The 17,667-nt window shown below is 42.6% G+C and carries 10 protein-coding genes and 1 pseudogene; 6 read left to right on the plus strand and 5 right to left on the minus strand.

Features of this window, described 5'->3' with window-relative positions; genetic code table 11:
- Nucleotides 1–202: 202 nt before the first annotated feature.
- The 5 genes from RMY63_RS00465 to RMY63_RS00485 form a co-directional block, all read right to left on the minus strand.
- On the minus strand, nucleotides 203–4,204 hold the full coding sequence (locus tag RMY63_RS00465) for a DUF4912 domain-containing protein (RefSeq protein ID WP_322726800.1): 4,002 nt from the start codon (nucleotides 4,202–4,204) through the stop codon (nucleotides 203–205).
- 528 nt (nucleotides 4,205–4,732) lie between these two features.
- A complete protein-coding gene (locus tag RMY63_RS00470; protein ID WP_322727034.1) occupies nucleotides 4,733–5,839 on the minus strand; it encodes a precorrin-8X methylmutase in 1,107 nt (368 codons plus the stop codon).
- A 114-nt stretch (nucleotides 5,840–5,953) separates the two neighbouring features.
- Nucleotides 5,954–6,577 carry a hypothetical protein gene (locus tag RMY63_RS00475; RefSeq protein ID WP_322726801.1) on the minus strand — a complete coding sequence of 208 codons (624 nt, stop codon included), beginning with the start codon at nucleotides 6,575–6,577 and terminating at the stop codon, nucleotides 5,954–5,956.
- Between the two features lie 3 nt (nucleotides 6,578–6,580).
- Nucleotides 6,581–6,928, minus strand: coding sequence for an STAS-like domain-containing protein (locus RMY63_RS00480; protein ID WP_322726802.1), 348 nt, complete (start codon nucleotides 6,926–6,928; stop codon nucleotides 6,581–6,583).
- 16 nt (nucleotides 6,929–6,944) lie between these two features.
- On the minus strand, nucleotides 6,945–7,856 hold the full coding sequence (locus tag RMY63_RS00485) for an ATP-binding protein (protein ID WP_322726803.1): 912 nt from the start codon (nucleotides 7,854–7,856) through the stop codon (nucleotides 6,945–6,947).
- Nucleotides 7,857–8,024: 168 nt separating this feature from the next.
- On the opposite strand from RMY63_RS00485, the gene RMY63_RS00490 reads away from it, so the two are divergent.
- From RMY63_RS00490 to RMY63_RS00515, 6 genes and pseudogenes are all read left to right on the plus strand, one after another.
- Entirely contained in the window at nucleotides 8,025–9,977 is a 1,953-nt protein-coding gene (locus RMY63_RS00490; protein ID WP_322726804.1) for a heavy metal translocating P-type ATPase, read from the plus strand.
- Between the two features lie 77 nt (nucleotides 9,978–10,054).
- A pseudogene (locus RMY63_RS00495) lies at nucleotides 10,055–10,146 on the plus strand (IS1 family transposase); the annotation flags it as partial.
- Between the two features lie 175 nt (nucleotides 10,147–10,321).
- Nucleotides 10,322–11,182: a 16S rRNA (cytidine(1402)-2'-O)-methyltransferase gene (gene rsmI / locus RMY63_RS00500; RefSeq protein WP_322726805.1), complete on the plus strand. Its 861-nt coding sequence runs from the start codon at nucleotides 10,322–10,324 to the stop codon at nucleotides 11,180–11,182.
- Between the two features lie 400 nt (nucleotides 11,183–11,582).
- The gene (locus RMY63_RS00505; protein ID WP_322726806.1) at nucleotides 11,583–11,864 is read left to right on the plus strand and encodes a GlsB/YeaQ/YmgE family stress response membrane protein; all 282 of its coding nucleotides are present in this window, start codon (nucleotides 11,583–11,585) and stop codon (nucleotides 11,862–11,864) included.
- Nucleotides 11,865–11,923: 59 nt separating this feature from the next.
- Complete coding sequence (locus RMY63_RS00510; protein ID WP_322726807.1) at nucleotides 11,924–12,835, plus strand: hypothetical protein; 912 nt, start codon at nucleotides 11,924–11,926, stop codon at nucleotides 12,833–12,835.
- A gap of 978 nt (nucleotides 12,836–13,813) precedes the next feature.
- Nucleotides 13,814–17,428, plus strand: coding sequence for a response regulator (locus RMY63_RS00515; protein ID WP_322726808.1), 3,615 nt, complete (start codon nucleotides 13,814–13,816; stop codon nucleotides 17,426–17,428).
- Nucleotides 17,429–17,667 lie beyond the last annotated feature (239 nt).

The raw sequence follows: 17,667 nt of genomic DNA on the forward strand, positions 1-17,667 counted from the left end.
TTGATTTAATTGCGAATTGCGAATTGCGAATTGGTTCATCACATTTTTGTGGTCTAAAATTTTCATCAAAAAACCTGAATCGAATCGTATTGTAATCACTTCCGCTAACAGGGATGAAAACGAAAGTTGGCATAATAAAATCCCCCCTTCCTACATTCACTAAAAAGGAAGAATCAGGTTAGAGGGGATAACTCAGGTAATGTTAGCTTTCGGAAGTTTCCTGAGAGAACTTCTTATGAATAGTTTTTGGGGATTCCCCATCAGCAGCTACCGTTATCAGATAGTCCATTAAACCATCTGAAAAGGGGAGACGTAGATGGAAAGTACCATCGGGTTTAATTTTGATGGCATGTCCACCAATGTTTACACTGGTATTTGGTTGAGTTGCTCCGTGAATAATTAACTCAGCATCAGCCACAAACCAGAAATCTCCGTAGGCACGACTGAATACCCGGACGTTAGCGGAACGGGCGATCAGTAACCAACGTAGTTTACCGCCGTAGGCATCGCCATCAGCAATATAGCCAATTTCAACCATATAATCGCGATCGCTCACGGGAATAGCCACAAAGCGATCGCGTGCTACTTCTTCAGATTCATACTGTTGGACAAGCTGGGGACTTTGATGACTCAAGTCAATGCCAGTCACATCATAGAGCCGCACTGCTAATTGGGAACCGCCCTGTTGATGCAGTGCTTCAGATTGAGCTTTGGAAATGTGCCAAGAGACATAAGCCCACTTGGGAGTGCGGGGTGTGAGGGAAATACTGCTTTCTTCTGGGGCAGTTTCTGCTTCTACATTTGCCCAGCCAAAAGCGGTTTCGCTTACTAACGCTACATTTTCAACGGTAGGATCTGTTGTCGAATCTGTAGGCGCTGGAGTGGAGATACGAACGATCGCAGAACGGGCAATGAATAACCAGCGACCGCCATCAGCGACATAGCCAATTTCAGCTATGTAATCGCGATCGCTGATGGGAATTTCCACAAAGCGATCGTGTGCTGTCTCTTCACATTCATACTGCTGTACCAGCTGCGGAGTTTGATCACTCAAATCAATGCCAGTCACATCATACAGCCGCACTGCCAATTGAGAGCCGCCTTGTTGTTGCAGCGCTGCTTTTTTGGCTGCGGAAATCTCCCAAGAGACTTCAGCCCATTGGGAAGTGCGGGGTGTGAGGACAATACTGCTTTCTTCTTGGACATCAACCAAATCAACATCTGTTTGATCGGCGATTGCAAGATCATCAACTACGGGATCTGGATTTACAGGACTGAAGACACGAACAATTGCAGAACGGGCGATGAATAACCAGTGTTCGCCATAAGCGAGATAGCCAATTTCAGCTAGATAGTCGCGATCGCCCTGGGGAATTTCTACCAAGCGATCGTGTGCTGTTTCCTCAGATTCATATTGCTTTACTAGCTGTGGACTTTGATAACTCAAATCAATGCCAGTCACATCATACAGCCGCACTACCAATTGAGAGCCGCCTTGTTGCCACAGTTCTGCTTTCTTGGCTGGGGAAATCTCCCAAGATACATGAGCCGATGTATAAGTATGTGGTGCAAGCACAATACTGTTTTCTTCTTCACCGATCTCTTCTTGAGTATCTAGCAAACCAATAGCTGTTTGATTCGCGTTCGCCAGATCATCAACTATCGGATCTGGATTCACAGGACTGAAGACACGAACAATTGCCGAACGGGCGATAAATAACCAGCGTAGTTTACCGCCTTCGGCATCGCCATCAGCGACATAGCCAATTTCAGCTATGTAGTCGCGATCGTTGCCGGGAATTTCTATCGATCCCTCATTTGCTGTTTCCTCAGATTCATACTGCTTTACTAGCTGTGGACTTTGATAACTCAAATCAATGCCAGTCACATCATACAGTCGCACGACCAATTGCGAGCCGCCTTGTTGCCGCAGTGCTGCTTTCTTGGCTTCGGAAATCTCCCAAAAGACATTAGCCGATGTATGACTATCTGGTATGAGCACAATACTGCTTTCTTCATCTGCATCAACCAAACCACTGGCTGTCTCGGCTACGTTCGTCTGACTTTCAGCATCCGATCCGAAAGTGCTAGCCCAAGCACCAACTCCTGCACCCGCAGCTAAAGCTGCCGCTGCGGCCAAATCTGTAGAGTTAGCTTCCCCGACAGTCGGCTCGGCGGGAAGTTCTTCCTCTGGCAAATTCAAAGTGGGTTCGGCTGCGTCCGCTACCACATTTAATACATCTTCAGTCAATAAATCTTCTGTAAATTCAGGTAAATCGAGCAGTGAAGATGTATCTGTTGCTGATGCTTCCACGTCATCTGCCACTTCCTCAGACTCCGCTAAGGGCAATTCATCTACTGAGGCTGTATCTTCAGTTGAGGTGATACTCTCTAGCCAGTTCAATTCTGCCTGAAGTTCCTCATCTACCTCATCTTCACTAATTGCTGTGTCCCAATAGTCAAAATCAGCTGTTACTTCTGGCACATCTGGTAATTCTGGGAGTGGGGCTGTCACCTCAGATGAAGACAGTTCCATATCAGATACCTCTTCTGGAATATTACCCAGGTGAGGATAGGAAGTATTGACTACAGCTGCCGGGGCTTCTATATCCCATGCAACGTCATCAGATTCAGGAGTGTTTGTCTCCGTATAATTATTTGTCTCAAGTGTATCATCAATTGCGTTTGCTTCTGTTTCTTTGTTGCTAAAGCTAGACCAGGTAGCCGCCCCGATGCCTGTTGCTATAGCCGCACCACCTAAAGCTGCGGCTCCTAAGTTGTTATTTTCTGAGCCATTAGCTACGCCTGATGTCGTGCCTTCATAGAGGTTAGAAGTACCATTAGTTGTCTCTTGTACTAAATTTGCTGTCTCCTGAGTAGCATTTTGGTTCAGATCAGATTGTGTTTGAGCGTAGATGTTGAAAGAAGTGCGATCGGGGGTTTCTTGCTCTGATAAGTGCGGTACTACCTGCTCCTCCAGCGTTGCTCCATTCAGGGAGGAACCTGTGCTGGCTTCGACGAGCGTTGCTGTTTCTCCATCGGGTGGATGAGGATTTGATTCTGGTAAATTGTCTGTTGTCTCAGTGGGCAATGGGCGTTTTCTCAGAATCCACCATAGTACAGATCCACCTACAGTCAGAAAAAAGACAGGTAGCAGCAACCACAATGGTGTTTCTTTATTTACAATTGGAGTGCTTTGTGCCGGAGCAGCCACAAACGGCTGTTCACCAAATGCAGAACTAGTAGCACTAGGGGAAGGCGTAGGCGCAGGGGAAGCCGCAACAGCAGGTTGTAAGACGCTGGCTGCGATCGCCTCAGCTTCGGCAGTTCTACCTTGTTCTATAGCCTTCTGTCCTGCGGGTGCTAGGGTAAAGCCAAGAAAATCTACTGTGGTTAAACTCTGATTTTTTTTGTAAACGTAAACTAAAGGTTGCGAGAAAGGATATTTAGCATCATCTGGTAAAGCTTGATGTAATTGCAGAACTCGCACACCTTTCAACTTCGACACCTGATTAGCTAACACATAGCTGATGCCGTCTTTGCCCAGTTGTTTGATGATTTCTGCGGTATTATCGTCAGTTAGTTGGGTAGCATTAGCCCCTGTAGCAAATTCAGCAGTTTTGAAAGCTGGATATGTACGAAAAGTATTGCGAGTTTCACTCGTGTTCGGGCGATCGATGAACCGAATCTTTCCTGAAGGCCCTCCCAGTTGTGACCAATTTGTAATTTGTCCCCGAAAAATCCGGGCAAATTGCCTACTAGTCAAGCTTTCTTTGAAAGGATTATCTGCACCAACCACGATCGCAATCTTCTCACGCTCCAACCGAATTTGCTCTAGTCCTTGAGCTTTTTCTGCTGGCGTCAACCCGCGCCCCATTGCGACTATATCAATTTTGCCATCTAGCAAATCTTTCAGCGCTGTCTCAGTGCCGTTAGCAGCAACTTCAACCTTTTTACCAGTAAACTGTTTTTCAAAACTTTCTTTCAGGCTTTGGTTGATTGCACTCAAGCTACTGGAACCGTCAATCCGCACTATCGATTCATTCTGCCCTGTTTGTGGCAGTGGTGAAGAGGTAGCTTCAGGTGTAGATTGTGCCAGCATCGGTGCTGATACCACCAGGGATGCTGCCATTGGGGTTGTAGCTAAGGCAACCCATAATACCAGCCTGACTATCGAAGTATCTTTTTTTTCTTGTTGCCACATAAGCCCCTTAATTAAAGTAAAAAATAGAAAGCCTGCCAGTCCTAAATCGCGATCTTTATAAAGATTATGGAGGAGACGGGCTAATTATACATCTGAGTTATCTTTAGTTCTAATTACTTTAAAGTACTTATGCTGATTTATACTTCGCGGTAGCTTGGATAGCATGATAATTTATACTCTAATTGCCAAAGTCTGTTTACTATAAATTTTTCTAAGTTAGATTGCAACTTATAGCAAGTTGGTAACTTATGGTCACAATTATGAATTATTGAATGACTAAAACTGGTAAAGTGTAGCAAATTCAATATTATTTAACAATATTATTTTCAGTAGTGCTGAGTTTTGAGTGCTGAGTTTTGAGTGCTGAGTGCTGAGTGTTGAGTTAGGAGTTAGGAGTTAGGAGTGCTGAGTTAAGAGTTAGGAGTTTGGAGTTTGGGAACAATGAAAATACCTCTTTCCCAGTCCCCAGTCCCCAGTCCCCAGTCCCTATTTTCAAGGCAGGTCTAATAAATACTTATTGTTCAGCACTCATTTAAGATAACAATGACAATCTGGCTTATCAATCAGTGACTCAACCAAAGCATTTAAGGCAGTTGCAGCTAATGCGCCACCTCCCAAAGTGCCTTCAACTGTAATATAAGGTATCCCTTGTTGCATCAGTTGTCGCTTGGCTGCGGGAGCATGACTAAAGCCAATGGGCATTCCAATTACTAATGCAGGCTGAATTTTTTGGTTAGCAATGACTTCACAAGCTTCCAGAAGTACTGAGGGAGCATAACCAACTACCAGCACACAACCATTACTTACTTGCAGCAATTTTGTTCGCCATTCTTGATGTTGCCAAAAGGCGAGTTCTGCCTCTGTGGCGGTGGTAATATGGGGGTTATCAATTAAGGTTTCGGTGCGGCATCCCAAGTGAAGTAATCGGGTTTGATCCAAAGCAGCAGCAACTGTTTGGGTATCGACAACAATTTGACAACTTGAAGATAAAGCTTCTCGACTAGCTGCGATCGCATCTCGACTCAATTTAACAAAGGACACTAAACTGACATCGCCACAAGCCAAAACCAACTGAGAAATTAAGTGTTGTTCAATTTCCGAACGGTGAGACAAATCAGGTAGTAAGCGTTGTAGCGATTCGGTAAAAGCTTCTGAATGGGTATGAATTTCGGCATCCAAGCCACTCCACAAGTTTTCCAATCCTCCCAATCCGGCTTGAGTTTCGACATCGAGTAACTTGAGTTGTGCCAAAACTTCCGCCTGGATAATTTGACAATGGCGATCGCGCCCCAATAATCCTTCTAATGCTGATGCAGTTTGTCGCAGTTGAGAAATTTGTTGCATCACCGCCCGATATTGCTGCTGAAGTTGTCCCATGAGGTTAACCGTTGTATCGGCTTCTGGTTCCACTTCCAAAATATTGCGGATATGGTTTAGCTGGAATCCTTGCTGTTTAAGGGCGACAATCCGTTGCAACCGGAGGACATCTTTTTGGGTGTAGAGACGGTAATTACTAGGCGATCGCACTGGTTGCGGTAACAGTCCCAATTGATGGTAATGTCGTACCATCCGTGGAGTTAAACCGCCGCCTACCAAGTGCGTTAACTGCTTAATTGTCAGTTCGTTACTTTTGATTTCCACGAATTATGGTCTTAATAAAGATTAATTATTGTCAAGCGGGCTTTTAGAAAAGGCGATGTCTGACAACAAGCCAGTGCGTGTCTACGCTTTTAACCTAGCTTAGTTAAACTATCTGCTAACCAATAATTTTTTCTGTCTATTAGCTTCTTGGATAACGTTGCTGTTGCTCGTAAATACCTGAATATCTGGAACAACAGCATAATCCATATCATCTGTAATAATTTTAATTTTTCCTGCTCCCGCTCTGCTAATAGCTTCGAGAAGTAGTAAGTCATAGCCATCAACAGCTTGGGTTTGGAATCTGTTTAGTGCTGCATCAGTTGTTGGGTCATCTACTGTCAGATCAACAGGAACAGCAAGCGCCTTAATCTGACTCCAAGCTGACTGAACTTCGGCAACAACATTCATCCGTTCATTTGGGTAATTATGACGGTATTCTTTAAGTGGCAAAAACCTATGTGATTTTATATAAATGTTATATTCAGTTTTTTCAATGATATGAGCCAGTTCAGCCAAAATTAGCCCAGAATATGTCAGTGTGGCTCCATTTAAAAGAGCTTGATTGATATATTTAAGATAATTGCCGAATTTGGATGCTTTAGCACCAAACCCAGCATTTGTATAAGTCTGCCAAAACCAGACGTTGGTATCTACAAGGAAAATATCATCTTGCTGGGGATTATCAGTTTTGATATCGATGATATCAGCTTGGATGTTAAGATTGACCACCATGCTTTAAAAAGTTGCAGCCTGCTCTGCGATCGCTGCATCAACCGCATTACGAAATTGCTCATCGGAATAGTAATGCTTCGCATTGGCAATCACACGCTCAAGAACATTCCATCCCTCAGAACTTATAGCGGTAAACTCAACCAGCTGATTAAGGTTATCTGCTGAAATATCTTTTAAGAGATGACCGATTGCAAAGTTGAAAAAGGGAGACGCAAAGACCTGAACTTCAGTAAAATCTAATTCTACAGGGTTGCCAGCAAGCAGAACTGGATGAATCTGATCGTATACCTTCTGCCCACTCTCAGCGCTGATGGCGTATTTCCCAACAAGATCAAAAATTTTGTATGTCATTGCTCTATCTCCCTCTTTAAAATAACCGCTTCTTAAGTTGATGAGCTTCAGTTGCTAGGCAGTAGTAAGATTCATCACAGCGAAGTGCAATATTAATCAGAGTCCCTCTAAAATTAGTACATTTGTTCTCATATATAATATTATCGCCTATATTGACATATCCGTCATTACTAAAAATTGTAAGGTTTCCATGATTTTTTACGATAAACTCCTGCAATAAATTTAAGCCTGCGCCACGGGAGATACTGTCTTGCTTAGTGCTATTTCCCGGCTCGAACGCCCACTGTAGAGCCTCATTAGCAGTCTTGTCTGAGTTCTGAGGTAGAGAGCGAACATTAGTAGGGATACCAATACCAAAGTCGATGACCGTCAGATGAAGAAAACCAAGCTTAGGATAGTGCTGACCGCAACTGAACACCCCCACGGCAGATTGACTATGATCAAATGCATTAAAATATATTTCTAAGACTCGCCCTGTAATTGCATCTTGTAGTTTTGGACTGATGTTGACCCAACCTTTGCCCAGCCAATTATATTTCAGGTAATCTGCAATAGCATTAAAATCCTGATGAAGATGATTCCGGTAAGGTATGGAGTTACCGTCCCAGGGTTTCCTGTGATAACCGAAATCATACAGGAAGCCATTCTGAGCCAAGTTCATACTAATTTTCTCTGGAAGTGTATTCCAATCGAAAGCGAGAGAGCCGCCACGAGCTTTGATAAGACGGAATAGTCCCCCCAAAAAAGCAACCCCGTAGTGTCCCAAGAATTCGCAGTAGTGAAAATCTACCTTGATATTTAAGCAATCTTGCGGTATCTGCTCAATTTCATCCCTGAGTTTGAATAACTTATTAAAATGATGGGGATTGTTATCAATCTTGGTTACATAAAGAATTAAATTTGGCTGGTTTTTAGTCTCTAACAGCAAGATAACTCCGACTATTACAGATATTTATATCTTGAACTTTAACACTGGTATCAGTAAGATTTAGCACTTTTTTGTGATCGTGCAGCGCGTTTCAAAATCATTATAAGCCTTGACATTAACATTGATGTCAAGCTTTAGCGTGAGAGAGTCCCTATAAATTCACCTCTCATGCTCTACCCCCAGCGTTTGGGCCAATTCACCAGAGAACACGCAGATACCGTAGCAGCCCTCCTTTGTGGCTTCCTGCTATTTTTCGGATGGTTCGCCTTGCATCTCGGTTGGTTCGGATTGGCGTTCCTGCTGCTACCCGCTGCTTATGTAATTGGTGGTTACGAAAGTGCGCGGGAAGGATTAACTACCCTCTTCAAAGAAAAAGAACTCGATGTAGATTTGCTGATGATTGTCGCCGCCATTGGTGCTGCTAGCCTCGGCTTATGGCGACGAGAATATCATCTAATTATTGATGGGGCAATTTTGATTCTCATCTTTGCCATCAGTGGCGCATTAGAAGGCTATGCAATGCAGCGAACTGAGCGGAGTATCCGCAGTTTGATGAGTTTGACAGCAGATACAGCAAGGGTTTTGCATCAAGGAAGGGAAGAGGAAGTTGCTATCACTCAGTTGAAGGTGGGTGATGAGATTGTCGTCAAACCTGGAGAGTTAATTCCTACCGATGGGATAATTTTATCTGGTTACAGTACCCTCAATCAAGCTGCAATTACAGGCGAGTCTTTACCTGTAGAGAAAACGGTGGGCGAAGAAGTATTTGCTGGTACACTCAACGGCTATGGTGCATTGCAGATTAAAGTACACAAACCAGCCCAAAGTAGTTTGATTCAGCGTGTAATTCGTTTGGTAGAACAGGCAAAGACTCAAGCACCACCTTCGCAAGAGTTTATTGATCGCTTTGAAAAAGGATATGCCAAAGTCATTGTAGTAGCTGGGATATTACTGGCAACTTTACCCCCATTTCTTTGGGGATGGGATTGGGAAACAACAATTTATCGTGCCCTTACCTTCCTTGTGGTGGCTTCTCCCTGTGCGCTGATGGCTGCAATAATGCCCACACTGCTTTCAGGAATCGCCAATGGTGCAAGACAGGGGATTTTGTTTAAAAATGGGGCGCAGTTGGAGAAGATTGGCAAAGTCCGAGCGATCGCATTTGATAAAACTGGTACTCTCACAACAGGACAGGTGCAGGTATTTCAGGTCTTTTCAGTTGGTGAATACACTAATGATGATGTATTAATAGCTGCTGCTAGTGTAGAATCATCTTCCGAACATTCCATCGGTAAGGCAATTGTGCAGGCAGCTGGCGATTTAGATTGGGTTGGTGCAATCGAAGTGCAAGCCATACCTGGACAGGGAATTGTCGGAATTGCTCAAGAACAACAGGTAATTGTAGGAAATGCGATTTTTGTACAGAGATATGTCACAAATTTACCTGAAGAATTGCAAGAAATCGTTCAATCTTGGGAGGAACACGGTAAAACGGTGGTTTGGGTAGCGAAGAACCCCACCCCCAACCCCTCCCTGCAAGCGGGGAGGGGGGTGGGGTGTTTTGATGTGATGGGTGTAATTGGTATTGCAGATGAGGTGAGAGTCGAAGCAGCCGCAACCATCAGCCGATTAAAGAAACTGGGAGTTGAACAAATTGTCATGTTAACTGGGGATAATCAGAAAACTGCTCACAGTGTCGCCAATGCAGTCGGAATTGATCGGGTATATGCCCAACTTCTACCAGAAGAGAAGCTGAATGTTATCCGCCGTTTACAGCAACAATATCAAACAGTTGCAATGGTAGGCGATGGCATTAATGATGCACCAGCTTTAGCACAAGCATCTGTGGGTATAGCGATGGGAGTATCTGGTAGCGATGTGGCATTGGAAACCGCAGATATCGTACTGATGGCAGACAGGTTAGAAAAAATTGCTGTAGCGATACATTTGGGCAGGCGATCGCAACTCATAGTAAAACAAAATATAGTTGTAGCGTTGAGTTTCATTATGTTGCTTTTAGTCGGCAACTTTCTAGGAAATATTAACTTACCCATCGGCGTCATTGGCCATGAAGGTTCCACAGTGTTAGTTACCCTCAGTGGACTAAGATTATTGAAATAAGATAGGACGCAATACAGTTTAGAATGAGCAACAAAACCCAGATGTAGAGATGCGATTTATCGGGTCTTAAAAGACCAGAAATACCCAAAATCACAGAAATTGATGAATTAGAAACTTTCGTCGGGTCAAAAAAAACAAAATTTGGGTATGGAGTGTGGTTAATACTCAATTCACATTATAACAATCCTAAATGAGTTACGAACAAAAAGATCCCCGACTTCTTTAAGAAGTCGGGGATCTGAGCCTCTCGGTGTTCCCAAATCAAATAAGATTGCTATAGACGTAAGTTATTATTTTAAACTCTTAACTTTTAACTCCTAACTCCTAACTTTTAACTCTTACTCATGCAAACCGATCCAAAACCAGGAACACTTTACATTGTCGGCACACCAATTGGCAACCTGGAAGATATCACCTTTCGGGCGGTACGAATTTTACAAACTGTGGATATCATTGCTGCGGAAGACACGCGTCATACTGGGAAACTGCTACAGCATTTTCAAGTTAAAACACCCCAGGTGAGTTACCACGAACACAATCGTACCAGCCGGATTCCAGAATTATTAGAGCATTTAGTTAATAATAAAGCGATCGCTCTTGTGAGTGATGCTGGGATGCCAGGTATTTCCGATCCGGGATATGAACTGGTGAAAGCCTGTATTCAGGCGGGAATTCCAGTAGTTCCGATTCCTGGCGCTAGTGCAGCAATTACTGCTTTGAGTGCAGCTGGACTACCAACAGATCGATTTGTCTTTGAAGGCTTTCTCCCGGCGAAAACTCAACACAGACAAGAACATTTAGAATCTCTGCAAACAGAATCTCGTACATTGATTTTCTATGAATCGCCGCACCGTTTGCGAGATACTTTGCAAGACTTAGCTCTTGTTTGGGGAAGCGATCGCCAAATTGTGCTCGGACGGGAGTTAACTAAATTGTATGAGGAATTTTGGCGGGGGACAATTGCCGAAGCGATCGCTTACTACACTCAACGAGAACCCCAAGGTGAATATACATTAGTAGTAGCGGGAATTCCAGCCAGTCAGCCCCAACTGACAGAAGAAGAATTGAAAGCTGAATTGAAACAGTTAATTAGTCAAGGAATATCGCGATCGCAAGCTAGCCGTCAGTTAGCAAAATTTACTTCCCTTCCCCGTCGCCAACTATATCAACTAGCTCTTTCTATAGTCTCCAGTCCTGAGCCTTGAACGGCTGATATCGCTTTTTTGAAAATCAAAAATCTAGATGTTAAATGTATATATTTCTTTATCCTTTCTTCCTTTTGTGTCCTTTTCTACGAGATACTACGCTTACCGATATAGGGAAGCAAGCTACACTCGTGTCTCATAGAGGAGGCGGTTAGCTTCCTTATCTACATTTTTCTTAATGTCAAATAAGAGTGCTATATAAATACTTTAATGTACAGAATGTTACTAGTTTGAATATTCATCCTCAAAGACACCTGATGAATATTCAAATGATATCTAAAGTGATATCTAAAGATTTTTGATATTAGTTCTCTAGATAGATCGGAAATTTTGGCGGCAAACTTTAATATGAAATTAGTGAAATGCAAACAAAACAGATTTTCAGTGAAGGAGAAATTTTATGACTAGCATTATTGCTTGGTTGGTTTTGGGTTTAATTGCAGGTGCGTTAGCTAAGTTATTTTATCCTGGAACCCAAGGTGGCGGTATTATTTCTACCATTATATTAGGAATCCTGGGAGCCGTATTCGGTGGTTATTTGGGTCAAGTATTGCTAGGAAGTAGTTCAGGAGCAGCAGCTGCATCTGTAGGAGCTTTATCTCTAGGAAGCATTTTATTTGCTGTTATTGGTGCAATGATACTAATTTTCCTTTGGGGTTTACTGACTCGTCGAGCGGTGTAATTACCTCAAATTTAAGTAGCAATCTTGGGAATCACTTCTAACTGCAATAAACCGATAAAATGACATTAGAAAAAGAGCGAAGAACTATAGGAGTTTTCGCTGGGTATTCCGATGCACAATTGGTACTTCAGGAACTAAAAACTTCTAATTTTCCAATGGAGAAAGTTTCTGTTATTGCACGGAATACAGAAGAACAAAGTGATATTGCTGGTGTTGAAATTAGAGAAAACACTGGCAATATATCCTCAAAAGATACTGCTGGAGCCGTTGCTAGCGATGCTTTAGGGGGTCTTGCTGAATTATCAGTCAGTCTAGCCTTCTTAGTAGTTCCTGGTATAGGCCCAGTCATCTTAGCCGGAGCAGAAGTAACTGCGATCGCTACCAGTTTAGCAGGTGGTTTGCCTGCTTTGTTCCTAAGTTTAGGAATTTCTGAAAAGCAAGCACAGGGTTATAGCGATCTTGTCTGTAAAGGCTACTATTTGGTGATAGTGACCGGTATAGACATAGAAATTCGTCTTGCCAAGAGGATTTTTAATCGCCGTGATATTCAACAATGGGGAGTCTTTGAGCCATACTCGACCCCAAATAATCGCTATAGACACGCATTTGGTGTTTTTTATCGGCGTCAAGACGCAGAAGGAGCGCTTACTGAACTGAGAACCGCTGGCTTCCCAATGAGTCAGGTTTCAATAGTTGTTAAAAACACAAGCAGTCTAAATGATATTTCAGAGGTAGACATCAGCAGTTCTCAAAATAACTATACTAATTTAGGAATTTCTGATGAGCTAGCTAGATATTATGAGCATCATCTGAATCTTGGTCATTACTTGTTAGTATTAAAAGGCACTGACATCTATGTAGCAGGCGCAAGAGCTATTTTAGAAAGTAACAAGATTCAACATTTTAGTATCTATAGCCAATCTGAAGTTGATGCAGCTAGAAGCGATCGCCAGGTTATTACCAACTTCTAATTAAACGTAACCCAATTTACGATGTTTGGATTTACGATAGCGAGTCTGCGTACTCTGTAAGAGTTGCAAGCTACGCGCAGCGTCTCGTAGAGAGCGTATGCGTGGATTAACCTCTCCTTATAAAGAAGAGGCTTAAATATTGAAAATTTTTGAATTTTCTTCCCGACTTAAGTCGGGGGCTTGAAACCTTTTTTTAGATTCTAGATTTCAATTTAATCCAAAATCCACGCATCGAAAATCTAAAATTGTCTCGGTCAAGTTAATATCAAAAGGTTTGAGGACACACTGTAATTATATTCCTGAAATTATATAGTCCAAGCAATGCTATTGTACTATAAATAAATTTCATACTTCTATGGGTATAGGTTGCTTTTTGAAACCTTACATTTACTGTGGAATGAATACTGCTTCCGATAACTTCATGTTACGGTTGCTGTGTAAAGTGATGTCCAATAGTATGGATATCATATCCAACTGTAAAAACCATTGTATTTAGCGTTCATTGTATTTAGCGTTCATATAAATTGTGTTTTAATGAATTTAATTTTCACTATCCGGCTACTTAATTTTACTATCCAACCTTTTTTTCAAACCTGAGAGTTATTTAACCATCACAAGATAATATTAACTGAGTATTGAATTATTTATAGCTTTTCCTAATCAAATGAGGTACATCATAGCCCCCTCATCGCTTGCGGGGAGGGGGTTGGGGGTGGGGTTCTTGTACCTCACCCAACTGAGAACCGCTATAATATTCCTCAAGGTTTTTTGAGAAAAAGTGATATCAATATCAAACCTAAACAACAAGAGGGTAGTCTTCAAGTAAAATAATATCTGTTTCAAATAGTAAGATAGTGGTTTCGTAACCAATCCTACCCATATTCCACATCAACGAAATATGCCCCATTTATTTTGGATAGCGAAACAAAATCAGAATAGTCTCAAAAACAGAAATAATTTGAATAACTGCCTGGAATAATGTTGAACCGTTTGAAGATTGGAACCAAAATTGGAGTAAGTTTTGCCTTGAGTTTGGCAACTCTGACCACCATTGGTCTAATCTCCTACCAAAGCACTAATGAGCTAATTGAAACTTCGCGCAAAGAAAGACATACTTACGAGGTGTTAAGTCAGCTTGAAGACCTCAACTTGCAACTGACAAATGCTGAAACAGGACAACGTGGTTACGTTCTTACTGGAGAACAGCGCTATTTAGAACCTTATAATGCAGCCATTCAAGTACTGAATCAAAAAGTTAAGGATCTTCAGAAGTTAACAGCAGATAATCCCAAGCAACAACAGCAGCTGGATGTTTTACAGCCATTAATCACTCAGAAGCTGGACGAACTTCAAGAAACTATCGATTTGCGCCAGAACCAAAGTTTTGAAGCTTCTCTGAAGGTCGTTTTGACAGACCGGGGCAAGCAGCTAATGAGTAAAATCCGCAAAGTTATCCAGACGATGGAACATGAGGAGAATACACTGCTAAAACAGCGCTCTGAGAAGACACAAGCTGCTGCTCGGCAAACACTCGCCAGTATTGTTTATAGTATTCCCTTATTCTCTTTGCTCTTAGCTTTAATCGGATTCGCCCTGACCAGACATATCTCAGTACCGCTGAAGCGAGTTTCTGATTTGGCTCAAAAGGTGGCGGATGGGGATTTATCGGTCAGTTTACCAGATAGCGATCGCCAGGATGAAATTGGTGTGTTGACGCGCATCTTCAACCAAATGATCGTTAATCTGCGAAACACGACTCAAAAAAATGAGGAGCAAAACTGGCTAAAATCTAACTTAGCTGAATTTACCCAGATGCTCCAAGGGCAGCGAAATCTGGAAAATGCATCTCGCCTGATATTGTCGAATCTAGCACCACTGGTTGGGGCCTCACAAGGCGTTTTTTATGTGATGGACTCTATAAACGACGAGCCTGTGCTGAAGTTGTTGAGTGGTTATGCTTACAAAGAACGGAAAAACCTAGCAAATCAGTTTCGCTTGGGTGAGGGATTAGTGGGACAATCGGCCCTAGAAAAACAAAGAATCCTCCTCACGGGAGTTCCCAATGACTATATTCGCATTACTTCCGGCTTGGGAGAAGCACCACCGCTAAATATTATTGTCTTACCCATATTATTTGAAGCGCAGGTAAATGCTGTCATTGAACTTGCCTCTTTTAGTCCTTTTAACCCGTTGCACCTAACATTTTTAGAGCAATTGAGTGAAAATCTGGGTGTATTTTTAAATAACATCGCCTCACAATTGCAAACACAGCAACTACTTGAAGAATCTGTTACTTTAACAGAGGAACTGCAAACCCAGCAAGAAGAACTACAGCAAAGCAATCAACGCCTGGAAGAACAGGCGCAAGATTTGGAGGAATCACAATTTCTTGTCAAGCAATCTAACGAAGAATTACAACAATTAAATGAGGAGCTAGAAGAAAAGGCAAAATTGTTAGAAGTTCAAAATCAGGAAGTGGCCCGCAAGAACCAGGAAGTTGAGCGAGCGAGGAAGTCTTTTGAAGAAAAAGCTGAACAACTGGCCTTGTCTTCCAAATATAAGTCAGAATTTCTGGCGAATATGTCCCACGAGTTGCGAACACCGTTAAATAGTCTATTAATTTTAGCAAGGCTGCTAGCAGATAACTCTCTTAACAACTTGACCGAGAAACAGGTAGAGTACAGCCGGACTATTTACTCGGCTGGGACTGATTTGCTGGAATTGATTAATGACATTCTAGATTTGGCAAAAATTGAGTCGGGTACTATGTCGCTCGATATTGAGCAAATTGCTCTTGCAGATTTGGAGACATCTCTGGAGCAGACTTTCCGGCAAGTTGCCCACAATAAAGAACTCAGTTTTACTATTGAACGGGATGAGAAGTTACCCTCGACAATTTATAACGACTCCAAACGTCTGCAACAAGTGCTGAAAAATCTCCTAGCTAACGCCTTTAAATTTACAGAACAGGGAGGTGTGAAATTACAAATATTCCAAGTTAATAATTCCATGATTGCTTTTGCCGTCAGCGACACAGGCATAGGCATTCTAGCCGAAAAGCAGAAGATTATTTTCGAGGCATTTCAGCAAGCAGATGGTACTACCAGCCGCAAGTACGGCGGGACTGGATTGGGCTTGTCCATCAGCCGTGAATTAGCTCAACTGTTGGGAGGGAGAATTGAACTACTCAGCGAACCAGGACAGGGAAGCACCTTCACCCTTTACTTGCCCAGACAACAGGAAAAGAATGACCAAAATATCACCACACCACCCCTTGAACCTATCCGCCCAGCATCGACCATAAAAGAAGTGTCAATAGTGGAAAACAGACCCACAACTATTGACATCTCTCCATCAGTAAAAGTACTTCCCAGCTTACCCAACGATATTCCAGATGACCGGGAAATAATTCAACCGGGTGATCGCATTTTGCTAATTATCGAGGATGACGATAAATTCGCCCGCATCTTACTAGATATGGCACGTGAGCAGGGCTTTAAAACTATCGTTGCTTTACAGAGTAAACAAGGTTTAGCACTAGCGGAACAGTTTAAACCCAATGCAATTATGCTAGATATCCACATGCCAGAAATGGATGGTTGGACGGTGCTAGATCGTCTGAAGCATAAACCAGATACCAGACATATACCAGTACACATACTTTCTGTTGATGAAAGACAACAACGGGGATTACAGCTAGGAGCGATTACCTATTTACAAAAACCCGTGTCTCCAGAAGCGCTAACTCAAGTATTGACTGAGATTAGAGGCTTTATTGAACGTCAGGTAAAAAATCTCCTAATTGTAGAAGATGACCCCGTACAAGCCCAAAGTATTATCGAACTGATTGGTAACGGCGATGTCCAGAGTACAGCAGTAGGTACGGGGGCAGAAGCCCTCTCGATTTTGCGATCGCATCACTTTGATTGTATGGTACTGGATCTCGGTCTACCCGATATGAGCGGGTTTACATTAATTGAGCAGATAAAACTTGAACCCAGGCTTTTGAAACTGCCGATAATTGTTTACACCGGTAAAGAACTCAGCCGACAAGAAGAAACCCAGCTGCGGGGACTTGCAGAGACAATTATTATTAAAAATGTGCGATCGCCAGAGCGGTTGTTAGATGAAACTGCCTTGTTTTTGCATAGAGTCCAAGCAAATTTGCCCACACCAAAGCGGCAAATCTTAGAGCAACTACATCAAACTGACCCGGTGCTGGCTAATCGGAAAATTTTGATTGTAGATGATGACCTGCGAAATATTTTTGCCCTGACCAGCTTTTTAGAAAGCTATCACATGCAAGTGCTGTTTGCCGAAAATGGCAGAGATGGCATAGAGAGACTGCAAGCTAATCCTGAGATTAATATAGTTTTGATGGATATCATGATGCCGGAAATGGATGGTTATGAAACTACCCGTGCCATCCGCCAGCTACAACAGTTTCGCTCACTACCAATCATTGCTTTAACTGCCAAAGCCATGCCAGGCGATAAGGAAAAGTGCATCGAAGCTGGAGCCTCTGACTACATCACCAAACCTGTAGATACTGAGCAGTTGCTTTCACTACTCCGGGTTTGGCTGTATCGGTAAGGGAGTAGGGAGAAATCAATTCAAAATTCACGCATTCCTCTTGGAAAGTTCTAGAGCGGAGGTAAAAACAGTTTTAATCCTGTTATTATCTATATCCTAATCGTTTCCTCTCCTTAGAATCCAGATTGCTCCAGTCCCAGGACGATATAAAGCAAGGTAGTCGAGTTTACCGCTGTGATCGTAATCGAAAGCGAAGGCAAGATCGGCTGGTGAACGGAGGTCGTAGCCGCCAATCCCGA

The organism is Nostoc sp. ChiQUE01b, assembly GCF_034531255.1.
Taxonomy (GTDB): domain Bacteria; phylum Cyanobacteriota; class Cyanobacteriia; order Cyanobacteriales; family Nostocaceae; genus Nostoc.